The sequence below is a fragment of the Helicobacter heilmannii genome (assembly GCF_001283065.1).
In the GTDB taxonomy this organism is placed as follows: domain Bacteria; phylum Campylobacterota; class Campylobacteria; order Campylobacterales; family Helicobacteraceae; genus Helicobacter; species Helicobacter heilmannii.
The window spans coordinates 164,515-182,777 of record NZ_CDMK01000002.1; the positions used below are offsets into that span (position 1 = coordinate 164,515).

Consider the following 18,263-nt stretch of genomic DNA (forward strand, 5'->3'; position numbering starts at 1 on the left):
GTTTTTGGAGGTTCTTATGGGCTTAAAAGCGGACACTTGGATTAAAGAGATGAGCGAGCAGCACGCCATGATCACCCCCTTTTGCGAAAAGCAAGTCAGCAAGGGCACGATTAGCTATGGCTTGAGCAGTTATGGTTATGACATCCGGGTGGGCACAGAGTTTATGCTCTTTGAATGCCAAAAGGGCATTGTGGACCCTAAGCATTTTGATCCCAGCCTTGTTAGCACCCTCAATACGCCAGATTTTATCACCATCCCGCCCAACGCCTTTGCATTGGCCCATAGCATTGAATACATCAAGATGCCCAAAGATGTGCTAGCTATCTGCTTGGGCAAAAGTACTTATGCGCGCTGTGGGATCATCGTCAATGTGACACCCTTTGAGCCGGAGTTTGAAGGGCACATCACCATTGAGATTTCTAACACCACTTCTTTGCCAGCTAAGGTCTATGCCAATGAGGGCATTGCCCAAGTGATTTTTTTGCAAGCTGATAGTGTATGCGCTACCAGTTACAAAGACAAACAGGGCAAATACCAAGGGCAACAAGGGATCACCTTGCCTAGAGTGCCTTAGAACTATAAGACTATGTGGGTGTAATATTTTCTTGGAGGAATCTCTTGAGGGTATTTGGATTAAAAATAGCCAGATTTAAGGACATTCTCTTCGTTTAAGTCTCCATCTTGTATTTGAGAGATGATGTGATCAATAAATCTTTTAAAAACATCTATAGAATAAAGATGAGATTTTAGGTATTTTACATAGTCTGTGCGCCCGTTTTGTCGCCCCGCATAGGTGTTATACTTTTTTCTGACATTTGAGCTAATGCGCTTGGCCTTTCTTGTGATCAATATCTCATCGATGTCTGTTGTGGCGGTGTTAATGGGTGTCATGTCCAAAAAATCGCACAGCAAATAATACTTAGCTCCCATGACCGCCCGTTTTATGTCATGCGCACTCGCAGAAGCCTCTTAAAACATGGTTTTATCAAGATTGGTCTTTAGTTCAGCAACAACATAACCCAAATGGGTGACGAGTGTTTTAGTTTCTTTGATCGCAAAGTCCTTAGAGTGCGAGGCCTTAAGATATCATGTTTTGCTGATAGAAAAATCTTGATCTTTGGTTTTAAGGCTAATGCCTCCCCCTACTTCTTGTGTGCGCAAATTTGATTGAAAAGATACTGAAGAAAAAATAGGGATTTGTGTATTGATCTCAAAAGGATAACTTCCAAATTGCATTTCAAGACACCTTTTAACAAATATGGGTAAAAACTCTTCAATCACTGTGTTATCGAGCTTAAGTTGCCCTTTTTGGCGGTATAGAAAATCTTCATGACTATCAAAAATCACATCAACATCTATGAAAAATTTATAATCATCGAGAAGGCAAACGAGTTTACTAACCAAATCATCTAAATTTTTTCCCGATACAGAGTTTAGGTTTGCAATCCAGTTTTTATATACAGGAATTGCCCTTGAAAGCCTATCCACATCGCAAGGGGGTATTTTATTGCTGCATTGTGCTGCCATAATTTTCTCCCCATGGACACCATTAAGCATGGAATATCTCCGATGGATTGACTTTATTGGCAGATTTGATCGCCTCCTCAAGTAAAATTTTATTCGGGTTATCTAGGTAATATTTGGAGTAAAGAGCATTGATTGCAATCTTGCGTGCCTGTGTGGTGATCAGGTCATCAGAAACTTCTAAAATTTTATTCTTTGTTAAATGGATAATGTCCTCATAGATCATTTTTCCATAACGATTTTTATACATTCTCTCTTGCCTCAGCAAAAAGGATAGCCCAAGGACTTCCAGCGCAATCCTGTGAATAAGTGCGCTATTGTAAAACGAATAACCCAAAACATTAGACTCTCTCCCAACGACAAAAACCAATCTAGCTCCCATCTTAGAAACTCTGCAAATTTCTTTAAGAGTTAATGCCATATCTATACAATATTGAATCACTGTTAATAACCGATTACCCCTATGCTTTCTATTCGCTCCAAACTCGCTTTTTGCTATAGTTAAAACATTGTAACCCAGCAATTCTACAGATGCTCTATAATTTTGGTGGTAATTAAACACATTGATATAAGGTGGTGAGGTTAAGACCATATCCACGCTTTCATTTTCCAAGGGCAAATGCCTTGCATCGCCATGTATTGCTTTAATAGCGCGCGTACAATGTGGAAGCTCAAGAATGATTTTTTTAAGAAAGAGCCATTTTTCATGCAAATATTTTACTAAAAAGCCATTTTTAAAAATATCCATTAAAACAACTAATGTTGATAAAATATCTTTGATTTGCGGGTATGGATTTGTATGGATATTCTGTATTAAAATTTGAGCAAAGTGATCAAAGCGAGTCGCCTGCTCAATAATCTCATCAATCTGCTTTAACAACACCTGTTTTTCAGATAAATTAAGTGTTGCCAGCTCATACACCTTAAGCCATGTAATAAGCCGAGGCGTTCAATTCAACCCCAAACCCACTTATATTTTTTCGCAAACACTCATACAACACTGTGCCGGAGCCCAAAAATGGGTCTAGGACACAAAAAGTATCTTTGGCATACTTGTCTAAAATGACCTGCACAAATTGAGGAGAGAACTGACCATTCCAAGTAAATAGATTAGATCTTGTTTTGATATTGATATTTAGTATATCCTGAGAAATCTCAGTTTTATCAATCCTAATTTTTTCAAAACAAGACATAGACACCTCCAAACCCCGCAAACCAAATGATAACTAGCAGTTAGTATAATTTCATGTTAGTATAGCTGTGCTGTTTTAGAGCATGCTTTGCATACATAAAACCCCAGTCTTTGGCTAACTAAGCCCTTTATGCGCTTTTTTCTGTAAAATATCCCTTTCATTACAAAGTGCAAGGACGGCTTTTGGATTTACAGGCACGGCGTTGGCAGGCGTTTAAGGCAAACAAGCGGGCGTTTTATGCGCTAGTGGTGTTTGTCGTGTTGTTTGTACTCTCACTGGGGGCTGAGCTTTGGGTCAATGACAAGCCCCTATTCATCTATAAGGACCACAAAGCCTATTTTCCCATTTTTAAAGACTACCCAGAAACCACCTTTGGAGGGGATTTTTACACCAGCGCGGACTACACCGACCCTTTCGTGAAAAACCACCTGCTTAAGAATGCTTTTGTGATCTGGCCCCTCGTGCCTTACTCTTATGACACCATTATCATGGATTTAAAACAACCCGCTCCCACCTCTCCTAGTCTCAAGCACTGGCTGGGCACAGATGATCAAGCCCGCGATGTGCTGGCCAGACTGGTCTATGGTTACCGCATCTCCATTTTGTTTGGCTTGCTTTTGAGCGCGTGTAGTGTCGTGCTAGGTGTGGCAGCGGGCGCACTGCAGGGCTATTATGGCGGACTCTTGGATTTACTAGGGCAACGGCTCATAGAAATTTGGAGCGGGATTCCCACTCTGTTTTTACTCATTATTCTATCTAGTATGTTCACCCCTAGTTTTTGGTGGCTTTTGCTTTTAGTGCTCGCCTTTAGTTGGATGGGCTTAGCCCAGGTGGTGCGCACCGAGTTTTTAAGAGGGCGCAATATGGACTATGTACGCGCGTCTTATGCGCTAGGTGTGGGCGATATTAGGGTGATCTTTTATCACATCTTGCCCAATGCCATGGTAGCCACGATTACTTACATCCCCTTCATTATGGCAGGTAGCATTGGCTCTTTGGTGAGTTTGGATTTTCTAGGCTTTGGCATGCCAGTAGGCAGCGCGTCTTTGGGCGAATTGCTCAACCAGGGTAAAAATAATCTCTACGCGCCCCATTTGGCCCTGGTGGGTTTTTTTGCCATTGCTCTGTTGCTCTCTATTTTGGTCTTTATTGGAGAGGGGGTGCGCGATGCCTTTAACCCAGCCAAATAACCCTTTACTACGCCTTGAAAAGCTAGATGCCCGCGTGGGGGCGAACTTCTTACTCAAGGACTTGGATTTAGTCGTGGGTGTGGGGCAAAGGGTGGCATTAGTGGGCGAAAGCGGGAGTGGGAAGAGCTCACTAGCTAGCCTCATTTTGCGTCTAAGTGCACACATACAGCCCATCAGCGGGCGCATTCTCTTTAAGGGGCAGGATTTATTACACTTGAGCCAAAAGGCTTTGCGCGCTACTAGGGGGCAACACATCGGCTACATCGCCCAGGAGCCTTTAAGTGCCCTAAACCCCTTGCATAAAATCCAAAAGCAGATTTTAGAGGCTTTATATCTGCACGCCAAGCCCAGTAAACAAGAGGCGCACGAGAGGTTAGAGGCGGTGATGGCACAAGTGGGCTTATCTATGGATTTGTGCCAAAGGTATCCTTATGAGCTCAGTGGCGGGCAGAATCAACGCGCGGCCTTAGCGATGGCCTTAATCAACCGCCCCAAGCTGTTGATTTGCGATGAGCCCACCACCGCCCTAGACGCACAGGTGCAATTACAGATTTTAGAATTGTTAAAAACTTTAAGCGTGCAACACCAAATGGCGTTGTTGTTCATCAGCCACGATTTGGGGGCGGTGGGCCTGCTTGCCGATGCCATCTATGTCTTGCAAAAGGGGCAAATTTGCGAGCACAACACCACAAAAGAGCTCTTTAACGCCCCCAAACACCCTTACACGCAAATGCTTTTAGGAGCAAGAAAGCTAGAAAAAAAGCGCGCACCTGCCCTAGATCAGCCCACTTTGAGCGTGCAAGATTTTAGCGTGTTTTACACCAAGTCCAAATTCTTTAAGAAAGACATTTTTGAGGCGATTAAGGGCGTAAATTTTACTTTACGCCAACAAGAGACTCTAGGCATTATCGGGCAGAGTGGGAGCGGTAAAAGCTCTTTGGCGATGGGCTTGTTGAAATTAGCCCAAAGTCAAGGCGTGCAGGTGCTCTTGGGGCAGAGTGTGGGGGGCTTAAGCCGCCAAAGTTTCAAGCCTTATCGCAAATCCTTGCAAATGGTCTTCCAAAACCCCTTTGCTTCGCTCAATCCCCGCTGGAGTGTGCAAGAGATTTTATTAGAGGCGTTTGTGGGCGCAGGGCTTAAAGCGGATTTGCAAAAAGCACAAGAGAGTTTAGAGGCGGTGGGGCTGGAGGCAAAGCATTTGCATTATTACCCCTTTGAGCTGAGCGGAGGGCAGCGCCAAAGGGTCGCCATTGCAAGGGCGATCCTCACCCGCCCGCAGGTGGTGGTGATGGACGAGCCCACTTCGGCGTTAGACAAGAGCCTACAAAAGGTCGTGCTTGCCTTGCTCTTAGAGTTGCAAGAGAGATTGCAATTAAGTTTCGTGTTTATCAGCCACGATTTAGATGTCATTGAGTGCATGTGCGATCGCGTCTTGGTCGTGCATAAGGGCGCGGTGGTGGAGAGTGGGGCGACAGCTGAGGTCTTTAGTGCCCCCAAGCACCCCTACACACAAGAGCTTTTAGAAACTAGGGTTTAAAGAGGGTTTAAAGAGGGTTGCAACCCCCTTAAATATCTTTAAAGAGAGTATGGCTATGTTATTGGCAACAAAAAATCAGTAATCCAGCTAGATTATTAAAAGTATAATTAAGAAAAGGTGTCTATGGCAATCCACAACAAATCACACAAAAACCACGCCCTTATGGTGCTCAACAAAAAGCGTAGAGATGGAATACAAACAAACCAAACACTGAATGGTTTTTACGGAGTAGAAACACCTATAATTTGTCTTAAAATAGTAGATTGTTGCGCATTTTTAAAGGAGATACCCAATAACTCGGTACAGCTGATTTGTATCGATCCCCCCTATAACCTTGAACTTGCGGGTTGGGACATTTATGCAAACTACATGCAATGGGCATCTAGGTGGTTAAATGAGGCATACAGAGTGTTGTCCGATACGGGAAACATGGTGATTTTTGGCGGGACACAATTTCGGGGGGTTAAATCTGGCGACTTGATTGATATTATCCAATATGTTAGGCAACACACACAATTTCAATTAATCAATACAATCATTTGGCATTACAAAAATGGCATGTCAGCGCACCGTTACTTTGCAAACAGACATGAGGAAGTGATATGGTTTGCAAAGACAAACAACTACTATTTTGATTTAGATGCGGTGAGAATCCCCTATACCAAAGAGCAATTACAGCTTGCCCTAAAAGACAAACGCCTCAACCCAAGCAATGTTTTAAAAGGAAAAAACCCAACGAATGTTTGGGAAATTAAGCGGTTGAATGGCAATAGTAAAGAACGAGTGGGGCATCCAACACAAAAGCCCATCGCCATCATCGAGCGGTTTATTAAATCTCTCTCTTATCCGGGTTCGATTGTACTTGACTTTTTTGCAGGAAGTGGGACAACAGGGCGCGTCTGTATTGCTCAAAACCGCCATTGTTTGCTGTGCGATAGCGATCCTTCTTCCATTGTGTATCTTAATAAACATCTTGCTATTATGCAAGAATTAGGGCAAAGTACGGACCATACACACATGGAAAATGTTGCACATTTTTTTAGGAAAATCAAGGAGGAATCAACACGCCATGGAGGGCAAACGGCAATCCGACAGATTAACGGCACAACAAAAGGCATCTGAGGGGGTACTTGGTATTTTTGATGAGGGGGCACAAAACCACGATAAAAAAGTCGCAGACAATGCAAAGCAGGCCATGCGAAAACTTGAAGCAGAATACCCTATGTTCACTTTTCGCTATAGAAAAGAATTATCAAAGAAAGAAATCAATGAATCTTTGCAAAAAATCAATCGAGAACTAGGACAAACTTTATTTGTGCAGAGTGCAAAAATCATACCCGATGGTGGGCTTATAGAAGTGAGGGATGATTACGGGATATGGCGTGTTGTCGTTGTCTCGGAAGCAAAGTTTCAAGGAAAAGACATTGAAAATATTAAGGCAGGGGTTAAGGTAGGGAAACACAGCAATCAAGATTTAATGGTTGCGGGCAATGCCATTGAGAGAGCACACAAAAATATCAAAGAGCTTGCCAACTTCATGTTATTCGAATCTCATTTTCCCTATATTTTATTTTTAGAAGGGTCAAATTTTCTAACACATAACATAGAGGTCCAAAGACCGAATGGAGAGACATATGAGTTGCACTACGATAATGGGGCATTGAATAGGCTGGATCGACTCACGGCAGCAAATTATGGAATGAAAATCAACACCAACCTTTGTAAAAATAGGTTTATATTCTGCAATAATCAAACCATTATGTTGCAAGCTGTGTCTATTTACACGCAAGGTGATGGGGAACATTGGAGGGACAATGAGATGGTGGCTATTATGCTTGACATTGCAAAAACATCTTTGCAAATGCTTGGAAAGGATTTATTTAAGCAATTAACCTATAAAAACCAATGACTCCAAAAGTTCTATATCAATGCCTAATGCCTAAGAAACTCTTTATAGATCACTTAAGACTTGATAGAACATTTTATTAAAGCCCTAGAGAAAAGACACATTGAAAAAGTTAAAAGCTTATAGGACGCAAAACTAGCAGCCTACAATAAAGTTTTAAACACGCTTGCAAAAACCCATTTTAGGGGGTTTATGGGCTTACTTGACTTATTAAAAATTTCGTGCTAGAATTGCACTTTTTGCGGGAATAGCTCAGTGGTAGAGCACGACCTTGCCAAGGTCGGGGCCGCGGGTTCGATCCCCGTTTCCCGCTCCATGATTTAAATAAAGCTAGAGAGAGAGATCATGCCCAGCTCGCTACAACTTGCCGATGCTAGTTTGTGAGTGGGTGTTTTGGTGTTTAGTTGTACTTTTAGTCGTTGCTCTGTGGCCAAAACCGCCAAAGCGGGAAGTTTTATAGAGATGGAACCATAGGGCGTAGAACAGTGAGATTTTAGGGATTTTCTCCCGCTACACAATGATCGTTAGGGTGACTGGGTTTGGTCAGCCTTAACAGAATTTCCCCCTAGGCACGCCTAGGGTTTGGCCCAGGTGGTGGAATAGGTAGACACAAGGGACTTAAAATCCCTCGGTAGCAATACCGTGCCGGTTCAAGTCCGGCTTTGGGCACCAGTGGCGACGTAGCCAAGTGGTAAGGCATGGGTCTGCAAAACCTTGATCCCCGGTTCAAATCCGGGCGTCGCCTCCAAGTTTATTTTTGTTTCACTTCTTTACACTAACGGGAGATGGCTGAGTGGTTGAAAGCGGCGGTCTTGAAAACCGTTGAGGGTAAAACCTCCGGGGGTTCGAATCCCTCTCTCCCGGCCACTCTTCACCGATAGGATTTCATGGGCCATTCTGTGTATAGTCTAGCCGTCCCCTTTTTGGTCATTTTCATGGTCATTTTCACCAAAAGAGTCGCCCTATCTCTCTTTAGCGGCATTGTTCTGGGCGCGCTTTTGATCACCGATGGGCGTTTAAGCTCGCTGCTTAGCTACATTTATTCTAAAATCAGTGCGGTCTTTTACACAAGCACCCCCAGCGGATTTAGCCCAAACCTTAGTAGTTTATGTGTCTTTGGCTTTTTAATCACTTTGGGCGTGCTAAGCCAAGTGATTGCCAGCTCAGGGGCGATCAACTCCTTCGTGCATTGGGCGAAAAACTATGTCAAAAGCGCAAAACAGGCCGAGGGCGTGGCGCTCTTTGCCGGGCTGGTGATTTTCATAGACGATTACTTCAACGCCCTCATTGTGGGGCAAATCAGCCGCTCTTTAAGCGACATGCACAAATCCAGCCGCGAGAGATTGGCCTACATCATCGACTCCACCTCCGCGCCCGTGTGTTTGCTCATGCCCATCTCTAGTTGGGGGGCCTACATTGTGGGCGTGATGCAAAATGAGGGCTCGCCCCTGCTTAAAGACAGCTTTGCGCTCTTGCTAGCCAGCATTGGCAGCAATTATTACGCGTGGTTTGCGCTCTTTGCGGTGTTCTTAGCCATTGTGTGGCAGATCAACCTGCCCGCCATGCAAAAATACCAAAATGTGGGCGTGCAGGATCTGCAAATGCCCGCCAAAGAGGGGCAAAGCGCGCCCGTGTCTCTGCTCATCATAAGCATTCTTAGCTTGATTGTGAGCATCACCGCCTTCATGTTTTACACGGGCTACACGCACAGTCAAAACAAGGCGATTTTAGACATTTTAAAACACACGAATAGCGCGTTCTCGCTCTTTGTAGGGGGTTTGCTCTCCTTAGGGCTGTGTTGGTTTTTGGCCCATCCCTACTTGCCTAAAAACTCTTTTTTTAGCCTGTCTAAAAAGGGCTTTTTGAGCATGGCCGGCGCGATTTGGGTTTTGGTGCTTGCGTGGGCGATTGGCCCAATGATTCGAGACGACTTACAAACGGGGGTGTATTTAGCCAGCCTCTTGCAACATTTTGAAGGGGTGTTTTTGCTCATCCCCTTGTTGCTCTTTTTGATCTCGGGCTTCATCGCCTTTACCACCGGCACGAGTTGGGGGGCGTTTGCGATCATGCTGCCCATTGGCGCGGGGATGGTGAGCGTGGTCGGGGGCGACATTGTCTTGGTGCTCTCAGCGATTTTATCCGGGGCTGTCTATGGCGATCACGCTAGCCCTATTTCAGACACCACGATTTTATCGGCCACGGGAGCGGGCTGTTCTGTCCAAAGCCATTTTTTAACCCAATTGCCCTATGCCACGCTTACTGCCTTTTGCGCCATGTGTGCCTTCTTGGTCGCCAGCCTCACCCTCTCTAAAGCCATGGGCTTTCTCTTTGGGCTCGCCTTGCTTGCGGGGCTTTTTTACTTCTTAAAAACCCTGTTTAAATAACTTTTGGTAACAACCGCACCCCTTTTTAGCACGCCAAGTACCCTAGCTAGGTGAGCGTTAAGCTTTAGTGGCTAGACTCGAGGTATCTCACTTAAGAAAGGGGTCAGCATGAGCGTTTATAAGAACAAGAGCCAAATTTTTAAAGCCCGCTATGAAAATTACATTGGCGGGGAGTGGGTCAAACCCACCAAGGGGCAGTATAAGGCGAATAAAACCCCCATTAATGGAGAGGTGCTCTGCGAAGTGCCCATGTCTAGTGCTGAGGACATTGAAAAAGCACTCGATGCCGCCCACAAGGCTAAGGACGCTTGGGCAAACACCCCCATACAAGAGAGGGCCAATGTCCTTTTAAAGATCGCCGATCGCTTAGAGGCGAATTTAGAAAAGCTCGCCTACACCGACACTTGGGACAATGGCAAACCCATTAGAGAAACCCTTAATGCAGACATTCCGCTAGCCATAGATCAATGGCGCTACTTTGCCAGCTGCATTCGGGCCCAAGAGGGGGGCATTAGCGACATTGCCCCCGATATTGTCGCCTATCACTTCCACGAGCCCCTAGGCGTGGTGGGGCAAATCATCCCTTGGAACTTCCCCCTGCTCATGGCTTCTTGGAAGTTAGCCCCAGCACTGGCTACGGGCAATGCAGTGGTGCTAAAACCCGCCTCACCCACACCCGCAAGCGTGCTGGTGCTTTTAGAGCTCATTGGCGATTTACTGCCTGCAGGGGTGGTGAATGTGGTGAATGGCAGCGGAGGGCAGATTGGCAAACACCTTGCCACCAGCCCTAAAATCGCCAAGGTTGCCTTCACGGGCTCTACCGCCGTAGGCCGCCAAATCATGCAATTTGCCACGGAGAATATCATCCCCTGCACCCTAGAGCTTGGGGGCAAGAGCCCCAATATTTTCTTCCCGGATATTTACGATCACGAAGATGCGTTTTTGGATAAAGCCATTGAGGGCTTGGTACTCTTTGCACTCAATCAGGGACAGGTCTGCACCTGTCCTTCACGGGCACTGATCCACGAAAAAATCTACGACAAATTCATGCAGAAGGTCTTAAAACGAGTGGAGGCGATCAAGGTCGGCAACCCCCTAGAACTAGACACCATGATGGGTGCGCAGGTGGATGAAAACCAAGTGCATACGATTTTAAACTACATGCAGGTGGCAAAAGAAGAGGGCGCAGAGTGTCTCATTGGGGGGGATAAAAAGCACATTAAAGGGTTGGAAAATGGTTGCTATGTCCAGCCCACTATTTACAAGGGGCATAATCAAATGCGCATCTTCCAAGAGGAAATCTTTGGCCCCGTGCTCGCGGTAACCACCTTTAAGGATGAACAAGAAGCCCTAGAGATTGCTAATGACACCATATTTGGGCTGGGGGCAGCGGTATGGACGCGCGACATTAACCTGGCTTACCGCGTGGGGCGGGCGATTAAAGCCGGGCGGGTTTGGACGAATTGCTACCACCTCTACCCCGCGCATGCCGCCTTTGGGGGCTATAAACAAAGTGGGATCGGCCGAGAGGGACATAAAATGATGCTCGAGCACTACCAGCAAACCAAAAACCTCTTGGTGAGCTACAGCCCGCACAAATTGGGCTTTTTCTAATGTCCTTAAAGGCAAGCAAAGCCGCCTACGCCTTTTTAAAGGAGCTCAAAGAAGCGCACAAGGAGGGCTTGATTCTTTATCACTCTTGCGGATGCTGTGAGGGCGGGGCGGTGTTGGTCTATGCCAAGGGGAATTTTAAGCTCGGGGATAGTGATGTGTGCTTGGGGGAAATCGAGGGGGTTGGTTTATACAGACAAGCAACCCAAGAGCAAGCCCAAAATGCGGTCTCTTTAACCCTAGATGTCAAGCCCCTTGAGGGCAGTGAGTTTTCTTTAAGCTATGGCTATGGCAAGAGTTTTTATTTAAGGCCTTAAGCTCTAGCAGCCCCTAGCCCTAAACTTGAAGCCTCCACATCTCACACAGACCCAGCCCTAAGCCCCCAACCCACAACCTCCCACTAAAAATAACCAGGCCACGCCCTTAAATCCATGTAAAGTAACGCTATGCGCCGCCCACTAAGGGCACCACAGAGCACAAAAGCCCCAGGCCAAGAAAACAAGCCCCTAAGCCCTCCGCTAATAAAGCCACGCCACACAAATCTCCCCCGCCGAGTGCATAACCCCTCACCAAGCGGGCGAAAAAGTCCTGCCCAAAAAGCCATAAAGACTATCCAAACTTAGGAGCTAAAAAGTGGCGATGAGTTGGGTATAAAGCGCACTTCTATCTTGATACCCGCCCCCGCAGTAGGTGAGATTGGGGTTACAATAGGCGTTCAAGCCCGCTTTGTAGCCCTTATTGGTGTGTACGCCGTAATAGACTAAATCCACAAGCCCTTTTAAATAGGGAGTGAATTGATAACCCAAGGACAAGATTGCCCGCCCTTCATAGGACACGGGTGCGCTGCTCCACTGCCACACCATGCGCCAAGAGAATTTCTTTTTAAAATGCACGCCCCCATAGGCAAACTGCCCTGTAACCGAGTCGGCTTTCACGCCCGTGCCCTCATACCCTGCCCAAGTGCTGTTGTTATACAGCTCCACGCCGGCGGGATTGCCCGTGTTACCGACATAGGTGTTGGCGTTTCTAAAGACCTTATAAAAAGTCCCCACGATGTAAAATTCGTTGATGTCAAAGCGTTGGCGAATGATGAGACTTTGCCCGTTAGGGGTTACGGGGTTGTCGTAGCGGTAAATCACCCCGCCTTTACTGTTAATCATCATCCACGGGGGGTAGAAGGCAAAGGTCGCCATTAAAATCGTGTTGGAGCGAAAGCCCTGCCCGCTAAAGTTGGGGTCCGAGTCCCAGCCTATCTTAAAGCCCGGGGCATTAAACATTTTAGGTGAGAAGTAGTAATAGCCCTCTAATAGCAAATGGTGATGCTTGTAGGTGAGTTGCACCGCGTGCGTACCTAAAGAGGCTTTATGCCCATGCGGGGTGTAGCCCCCTAGAGCGTTTTTGGTGTATCCCCCACTATAAACCACCCGTGAAGCCCACCAATCGCGCATTAAGGGCCCTGTGGCATATGCCCGCCCCCACGAGCTGTACCACCAAAGGTTCACCCTCTTATATTGCCCCCACACCTCAAATCCTTCGGTCTGCCCGCTTTTGTAGGCAGCGGTGGATTTGTAACACCCCGCCTTGATCCCAAAGTGGTTTTTGTAGGTGTAATCAAGGTAAGCATCGCTAAACACATAAAAATGGCTGAAGTTTGTGAGTTTGCTGTTTTTCACCGGTGTCGAGTCGCTTTGCAAGACATCCGCCGCCCCGCCATAAAACCCATCATAAAAGGCGAATCGTTGGTACACCACCGAACCGCCTTCAAAATGCTTGGTCCCATCAAAGAGCACGCCCCCCACCATGCCTCCAAGAAGCCCTTTTAAATGATGTCCTTTGTTTTCTAAATCTTTTGGCAACAAAGAAAAGCCCAAAGAGAGATATCCGGCAATGGTGGCGTATTGTTGCATGGGGTAGATGCCCTTTTTGGTGTTGATAGGGGTTTGGTTAAAGCCAATGGTGGAGGCTTGGTTGGCAAATCCACTTAATTTATAACTATAGGCCAAACAGGGCTCACTAAAAGAGAGCAACCCCAAGAGGGCGCAAAGTTTCTTAGGGGTGTGGCATGGCATTGCCATCTTTCTCCTTTAATCTCATGTCGATTTCTTGTATTTTATGGTATATGTGGGTTAAAGTTTCTTAAACAAGCCAAAAGCCCCTGATTACCCTTTAAAAAACCATATAAAGGGAGATACAAGATAAGTATAATAGACTAAAAGCATTTAACAACAGTCATCCTAGTGCTCTACTTGGTTTATCAGGGCATCTTTCTTTGAAGTGTGTAACATGATAACACATTTGCCCGCTTTTTTACAGTGCTTTTCAAGCGGGCGGAGTGGGTTAATGTGTATAAAGTATAATGAACCACTACGCTAGAAAGGTTGAAGATGAATCCCTTAAAAGAGATGTTGGAGCAAAAAAAGGCGGTATTGCTCGCCGATGCCCGTGCCTACGCCCATAAGGTGTTGATGCAATACAAGCCCTACCCGTGGCACGACCCCACGCTTTACAGCAATTACATGAAGCAAGTCGCCTCCCTTTTAAGGGTGGATGTGCTGGTATTGCGCTTTGATAAAATGCTCGAGGAGGAGCTGAAAAACAACACTGAGTTGGTCGCCAAAATGGGTGAAAAGAAAAGACAGGGCTATGCGCTTAAAGTCTTCATGCAAGATGAGGGCATTAAAGAGGACACAAGCTCTTTAATCAACACCGCTACCAATACCCTACATGTGCATATTTTAACCCAACTACCCTCCCCGCAACAAATCCTGCAGATGAGCGCAGAGGCGGTGGGGGCACAGGCGGATTTGAGCGATGAAGACATTGAGAATGCCAGCATGTATTACGCCGATTGGTTGCGCTCTTACAAGGACTCTAAAGTACGGGGGGTGTTGTTTGATGAGCGCAACCAAGCGGTTAAGGAGAGCCTGTATCAGCCTATTTTAAACACCGCAAGCAATTACGATTGGCAAATCGGCTTTAGACACACGGATGCTCTGCGCTTTTGCGGGTTTGAAACACCCATCCCTCTTTTAGACACAAACTTTTGGCTAGACAAAAACGCGCCCAGCCCGCAATTTAACAGCCCCTTTTTCACAGAGATACACGAAGATGCGATCCCTGAAGTGGTTCTAGAAAAACTACATGCATTTTTCCACCTATGAGCGCACAGGGGCTTTTTTGCATTTCGTGAAACTTGCTCGTGCACGCAGACAGACTAAGAGCTAAAAGCAGGCTAAATAATCTCATGCTTGTCCTTGATTTGGTGGATTTGCATCTTAGTGGAGCTGAAGGTCTGCACCTGAAAGGATGGCTCTTTTAGGCTCTCTTGGGGACTTGAATTAGAGCTATGAGTGTGGCTATGGTGGGGAGCTAGACTTGGGGCAGGAGTGTTTGACACGCCTTGACTGTAATTTAGCCATGCGCTCTTGCTTGAATTTAACATGGCTTTTAAATCCTGCGCGCCCCCTTGTGTGGCAAACAAGCCCCTAAGAAAGACAGGGATTTGCACCAACAAGAACAACGCTAGAAGCGTGCTGACAATGAGGATCAGATACGCTTCGATTAGGGGTGGGGTGGCTTGCGTGGGGGCGGGCAGGAGGCTTTTAATCAAGGTTTGCAAAATTTGGGTGTTGTAAAAGGAGAGCAGCAAGATTAGGGGCTGGTAGAAGGCTAGACTAAAACATTTTTTGGCATAGCACCACAGCAAAGCAGGCGCAAACAGTCCTAAGGGCAGTACAAACACTGCTAGGGCAAGCCACAGCAACAACTCAAGGGACACGATTAAGGTGAGAGCCAAAATACAGGTGAGCAACGCTCCTTGTACTACAATCAGGGCATAGACAAAGCCCACCATAAGATTGTTGAAATGCCTTTGTGTCTGTGTGGCCAAGAGCACGAGGCTGTGGAAGGTTTGGTTTAGCAAAAACTCTAAATTAAAATGCGTGGGGTCGGTGTTGAAGGCGTGGCTTGAGGCTTGCAGACTTTGTTGCACGAGTTTGGTCAAGATATTGGGGGCGTAAAAAATCCCTTCTTTAAGCCGTGTGTAAAAGGCGGTGGGGTGGTTGGTGGCATAGTTAAAAAGGATAAAAAATAGCGCAAAGGCACATAGAGAAAATAAAGTCCTTAGAAAAAAGAAGTCGGCAAGACGCACCCGATTGAGAGCCCATAACATGAGCGCAAGCACCATGCAAAGATTGCAAAACAGCCGAAAGGGGGCGTTTTGTAAAATCCCCTGCCCGATTTGTGTGAAGAGGGCATGTGCGGGGTCTAAAAAGAAGTGCAAGACACTTTGGTAGAGTTGCAAATTTGGACCTTGGTACAAAAGAGCATCCTAACTTGTCTTGGTTAATCAATTTTAAAGCTGTAGACAGATTATTATGCTATACTCCCAGGGCTTATTTTGTTACGGGGCTGAAAACAGGATTTCGACAGGAATTGCGTCGCGTGGGTGGCATGCCAAGTGTCTCTTGTAAAACGACACAAACAATAACCGTAAACAATCCTAATTACGCTCCCAACTACGCTAAAGCAGCGTAGCGAGCTGGAGCTTGGCGAATCGATCGGTGTTTGCTAAGTACTCCATCATCTTAACCGATTGCCTTTAAGAGTTGCTCGCCTCTTAAAGTAAGCCTAGAGCTAGGGGTTTCTTTAGGGCTTTGAGGAGTTAGCCCATAAAGCCTTAAGATTTTTAACTTCTCTAAGCATGTAGAGGCCCATGTTAGGACGCGATTTTTGGACTGGGGTTCGACTCCCCACAGCTCCACCATGCACATTTGGTATTTAGAAGGATTGGAAAAAATGGATTTACGATTGCGTGCGTTGTTAGCCCCACTATTGTTTTTCTTGGGTTTCATCCCTCTTTGGGGCATTGACATACAAGCCTTGACGCAAGAACAAATTAAAAGCGCAGGGTTGGCAGACCAATTAGTCAGCATGAGTAACAAAATGCTTGAAGGGGCGATTGATACGGGCAAAAACTACCAACAAGTCAAACAGCTGGATAAATTCTATCAAGAGAGCAAGAGCTTAAGGGCGGTGTTAAACCCTAACACGGGTGCATCCAAACCCACCGGACTAGGGGCTGTCTTTAAAAAAGCCATTGAACCGCCCGTGGATTTAGACAAAGCCCTAAGCCTTGCCACCGCCTTGCAAAAAGAAGTGAAAAACGCCAACCAAGACGGGCTAGACTACAGCAAAATGCTTAGTATCCTAAACCAACTGGAAAACTCCTTGCAAACCGCTCTAGATTTAAAATCGCAGTGGCTAGACACCAGAAAAGCCAACTAGCTACTTATCAAAGAGCCAATTATTCACATCTCCCCCATAGCGCACGCCTTCAGCGTCCGTGTTCTCAATCTTTTCTAAGCTCTCTTGGATATTAGGGGGTAGGGGGTCTTCATCGCTATAGCTATAGTGCATGTGTGCGCTGATCACCCCCTTTGTTTGCTCAATCGCCCGATTAGCCCGAACCTCCTCATTGACATTTTCAGCCTCTATCAAAGCAATCACCACCCCCCTGTCCTTATCAAACGCCCCCACCTCAACATGCTCAATGTTTTTAAAGTTCTCTAACACATCCTCAAACGCCTCCAACTCCACCCGTACAACCACACTTGAAATATTCACATTTGCCTCTCTATAAATAAAATTGCCTCTGTGGGACAGACCCCCACACAAAACCCGCACCCCGTACAAGCACTTAAATCCACCCGGGGTTTAAACATGCCCAAAAAATGAATGGCCTTATCCTTACAAGAATCAAGGCACGCCACACACACCACTCCCTGATGCCCAAGACATCTTGCCGTGTCTATGAGAGCCACCGCGTTGATCCCGCCTAAACTCTCTTGAAGTACCCCCCCACACTCAGCGCACCCTACCACACATGCCCCACAAAAGGTACACCCGCTCTTAGCAAAGTCCAAATGGGGCACTTGCCCCGGCTGTTTAAACACAATCTTTTCAGGGCAAGAGCTTGCACACCCGCCCACACAATCCATGCATTCATTTGCTCTTTTGGAATTAAAGTAGGGCAGGGGCACTTTAAAGGGTTCATTCTGTGCTCTAAAAATCTCTCTTAAGGGTTTTTTATCCATGCAACTCCAAACCCACGGGGCAGTGGTCACTGCCGAAAATATGGGTGTAAATGTGGGCATTTTTAAGCGTGTCTTGTAAATTTTGAGAGGCTAAAAAGTAATCAATGCGCCAACCCACATTACGCTCCCTAGCCTGCCCTATGTAACTCCACCAAGTGTAGGCCTCTTTTTGCTCGGGGTAGAAGTGGCGGTAGGTGTCTATGAAGCCCTCTTGCAACAACGCGCTAAAGGCGTGGCGTTCGGGGTCGCTAAAGCCAGCATTGTAGCGGTTGGCCTGCGGGTTGGTTAAATCAATCTCGGTGTGCGCCACATTTAAATCTCCGCACACCAGCACCCCCTTATGCGCCACAAGACCGCTTAAAAACCCCCTAAAAGCCTTCTCCCAGCTCAGGCGGTAAGGTAGGCGCAACAAACCCCTTTGGGCGTTGGGAACATAGACATTGACCAAATAAAATTGGGAGTATTCGCACACCACCACCCGCCCCTCTAAATCGTGTTCGGCAATGCCAATCCCATAGCGCACACTTAAGGGCTCTTCTTTACTAAGGGTGAGCACCCCGCTATAGCCCTTCTTTACAGCACTGTTCCAAAAGGCGTGGTAACCCTCAAAGGCAAAGTTAGCCTGCTCGGGTTGCATTTTAGTCTCCTGCACGCAGAAAATGTCCGCCCCGCTCTGCTCTAAAAAGTCCTTAAAACCCTTTTGCATGCATGCCCTAAGGCCATTGACATTCCACGAAACCAAGCGCATACCGCCCCTTTAGCATAAAATCGCCTTCATTATAGCATTTTAAGTAAAGTTTTAGACAAGAGTGTTTAGAATACG

The 18,263-nt window shown here is 46.3% G+C and carries 17 protein-coding genes, 4 tRNA genes, 1 other RNA gene and 1 pseudogene; 15 read left to right on the top strand and 8 right to left on the bottom strand.

Annotated features, from left to right (window positions below):
* Positions 1-16 precede the first annotated feature (16 nt).
* Positions 17-574: a dCTP deaminase gene (gene dcd / locus AOG36_RS04935; protein ID WP_053825716.1), complete on the top strand. Its 558-nt coding sequence runs from the start codon at positions 17-19 to the stop codon at positions 572-574.
* 59 nt (positions 575-633) lie between these two features.
* On the opposite strand, the pseudogene AOG36_RS09055 reads toward dcd, so the two are convergent.
* From AOG36_RS09055 to AOG36_RS09365, 3 genes and pseudogenes are all read right to left on the bottom strand, one after another.
* Positions 634-1,557: pseudogene (locus AOG36_RS09055) on the bottom strand (Bpu10I family restriction endonuclease).
* Positions 1,550-2,446: a hypothetical protein gene (locus AOG36_RS04945; protein ID WP_015107237.1), complete on the bottom strand. Its 897-nt coding sequence runs from the start codon at positions 2,444-2,446 to the stop codon at positions 1,550-1,552. Before AOG36_RS04945 ends, AOG36_RS09055 begins: the two are co-directional and overlap by 8 nt.
* A gap of 1 nt (position 2,447) precedes the next feature.
* Positions 2,448-2,717 (bottom strand): DNA methyltransferase, encoded by a 270-nt coding sequence (locus tag AOG36_RS09365; RefSeq protein ID WP_084815800.1) that lies wholly within the window; start codon positions 2,715-2,717, stop codon positions 2,448-2,450.
* A gap of 182 nt (positions 2,718-2,899) precedes the next feature.
* Between AOG36_RS09365 and AOG36_RS04950 the strand changes: the two genes are divergently transcribed.
* The 11 genes from AOG36_RS04950 (at position 2,900) to AOG36_RS05000 (ending at position 11,662) form a co-directional block, all read left to right on the top strand.
* Positions 2,900-3,907 carry an ABC transporter permease gene (locus AOG36_RS04950; RefSeq protein WP_015107236.1) on the top strand — a complete coding sequence of 336 codons (1,008 nt, stop codon included), beginning with the start codon at positions 2,900-2,902 and terminating at the stop codon, positions 3,905-3,907.
* Positions 3,885-5,444: a dipeptide ABC transporter ATP-binding protein gene (locus AOG36_RS04955; RefSeq protein ID WP_015107235.1), complete on the top strand. Its 1,560-nt coding sequence runs from the start codon at positions 3,885-3,887 to the stop codon at positions 5,442-5,444. Before AOG36_RS04950 ends, AOG36_RS04955 begins: the two co-directional genes overlap by 23 nt.
* A 123-nt stretch (positions 5,445-5,567) precedes the next feature.
* A complete protein-coding gene (locus AOG36_RS04960; protein WP_015107234.1) occupies positions 5,568-6,566 on the top strand; it encodes a DNA-methyltransferase in 999 nt (332 codons plus the stop codon).
* Positions 6,514-7,353, top strand: a complete 840-nt coding sequence (locus AOG36_RS04965; RefSeq protein WP_053825629.1) for an EcoRI family type II restriction endonuclease — start codon at positions 6,514-6,516, stop codon at positions 7,351-7,353. The genes AOG36_RS04960 and AOG36_RS04965 overlap by 53 nt, the downstream gene beginning before the upstream one ends.
* Positions 7,354-7,591: 238 nt before the next feature.
* Positions 7,592-7,666: transfer RNA gene (locus tag AOG36_RS04970), tRNA-Gly, on the top strand.
* 269 nt (positions 7,667-7,935) lie between these two features.
* A tRNA-Leu gene (locus AOG36_RS04975) sits at positions 7,936-8,022 on the top strand.
* 2 nt (positions 8,023-8,024) lie between these two features.
* Positions 8,025-8,098, top strand: a tRNA-Cys gene (locus tag AOG36_RS04980).
* 31 nt (positions 8,099-8,129) lie between these two features.
* Positions 8,130-8,217 (top strand) — tRNA-Ser (locus AOG36_RS04985).
* 20 nt (positions 8,218-8,237) lie between these two features.
* Positions 8,238-9,734: a Na+/H+ antiporter NhaC family protein gene (locus tag AOG36_RS04990; protein ID WP_053825630.1), complete on the top strand. Its 1,497-nt coding sequence runs from the start codon at positions 8,238-8,240 to the stop codon at positions 9,732-9,734.
* 108 nt (positions 9,735-9,842) lie between these two features.
* Positions 9,843-11,348: an aldehyde dehydrogenase family protein gene (locus AOG36_RS04995; RefSeq protein WP_053825631.1), complete on the top strand. Its 1,506-nt coding sequence runs from the start codon at positions 9,843-9,845 to the stop codon at positions 11,346-11,348.
* The gene (locus tag AOG36_RS05000) at positions 11,348-11,662 is read left to right on the top strand and encodes a DUF779 domain-containing protein (protein WP_015107228.1); all 315 of its coding nucleotides are present in this window, start codon (positions 11,348-11,350) and stop codon (positions 11,660-11,662) included. Before AOG36_RS04995 ends, AOG36_RS05000 begins: the two co-directional genes overlap by 1 nt.
* Positions 11,663-11,971: 309 nt before the next feature.
* Here AOG36_RS05000 and AOG36_RS05005 read toward each other — a convergent pair whose 3' ends face one another.
* Complete coding sequence (locus tag AOG36_RS05005) at positions 11,972-13,420, bottom strand: outer membrane family protein (protein WP_015107226.1); 1,449 nt, start codon at positions 13,418-13,420, stop codon at positions 11,972-11,974.
* 309 nt (positions 13,421-13,729) lie between these two features.
* Here AOG36_RS05005 and AOG36_RS05010 point away from each other — a divergent pair, with 309 nt between their 5' ends.
* Complete coding sequence (locus tag AOG36_RS05010; RefSeq protein WP_015107225.1) at positions 13,730-14,506, top strand: hypothetical protein; 777 nt, start codon at positions 13,730-13,732, stop codon at positions 14,504-14,506.
* Between the two features lie 71 nt (positions 14,507-14,577).
* Here the strand turns inward: AOG36_RS05010 and AOG36_RS05015 are convergent, their stop codons facing one another.
* A complete protein-coding gene (locus AOG36_RS05015; protein WP_015107224.1) occupies positions 14,578-15,648 on the bottom strand; it encodes an NADH-ubiquinone oxidoreductase subunit in 1,071 nt (356 codons plus the stop codon).
* A gap of 103 nt (positions 15,649-15,751) precedes the next feature.
* Between AOG36_RS05015 and ssrA the strand changes: the two genes are divergently transcribed.
* Positions 15,752-16,110, top strand: a transfer-messenger RNA (tmRNA) gene (gene ssrA / locus AOG36_RS08305).
* Between the two features lie 32 nt (positions 16,111-16,142).
* Positions 16,143-16,631: a hypothetical protein gene (locus tag AOG36_RS05020; protein ID WP_053825633.1), complete on the top strand. Its 489-nt coding sequence runs from the start codon at positions 16,143-16,145 to the stop codon at positions 16,629-16,631.
* Here the strand turns inward: AOG36_RS05020 and AOG36_RS05025 are convergent, their stop codons facing one another.
* Genes AOG36_RS05025 through AOG36_RS05035 form a run of 3 tightly spaced genes read right to left on the bottom strand, consistent with a single transcriptional unit; the run spans position 16,632 to position 18,188 of the window.
* Positions 16,632-16,970: a chaperone NapD gene (locus AOG36_RS05025; protein ID WP_015107221.1), complete on the bottom strand. Its 339-nt coding sequence runs from the start codon at positions 16,968-16,970 to the stop codon at positions 16,632-16,634.
* Positions 16,967-17,440 carry a 4Fe-4S dicluster domain-containing protein gene (locus tag AOG36_RS05030; protein WP_015107220.1) on the bottom strand — a complete coding sequence of 158 codons (474 nt, stop codon included), beginning with the start codon at positions 17,438-17,440 and terminating at the stop codon, positions 16,967-16,969. The genes AOG36_RS05025 and AOG36_RS05030 overlap by 4 nt, the downstream gene beginning before the upstream one ends.
* Positions 17,433-18,188, bottom strand: a complete 756-nt coding sequence (locus AOG36_RS05035) for an exodeoxyribonuclease III (RefSeq protein WP_015107219.1) — start codon at positions 18,186-18,188, stop codon at positions 17,433-17,435. Before AOG36_RS05035 ends, AOG36_RS05030 begins: the two co-directional genes overlap by 8 nt.
* Positions 18,189-18,263: the final 75 nt, after the last annotated feature.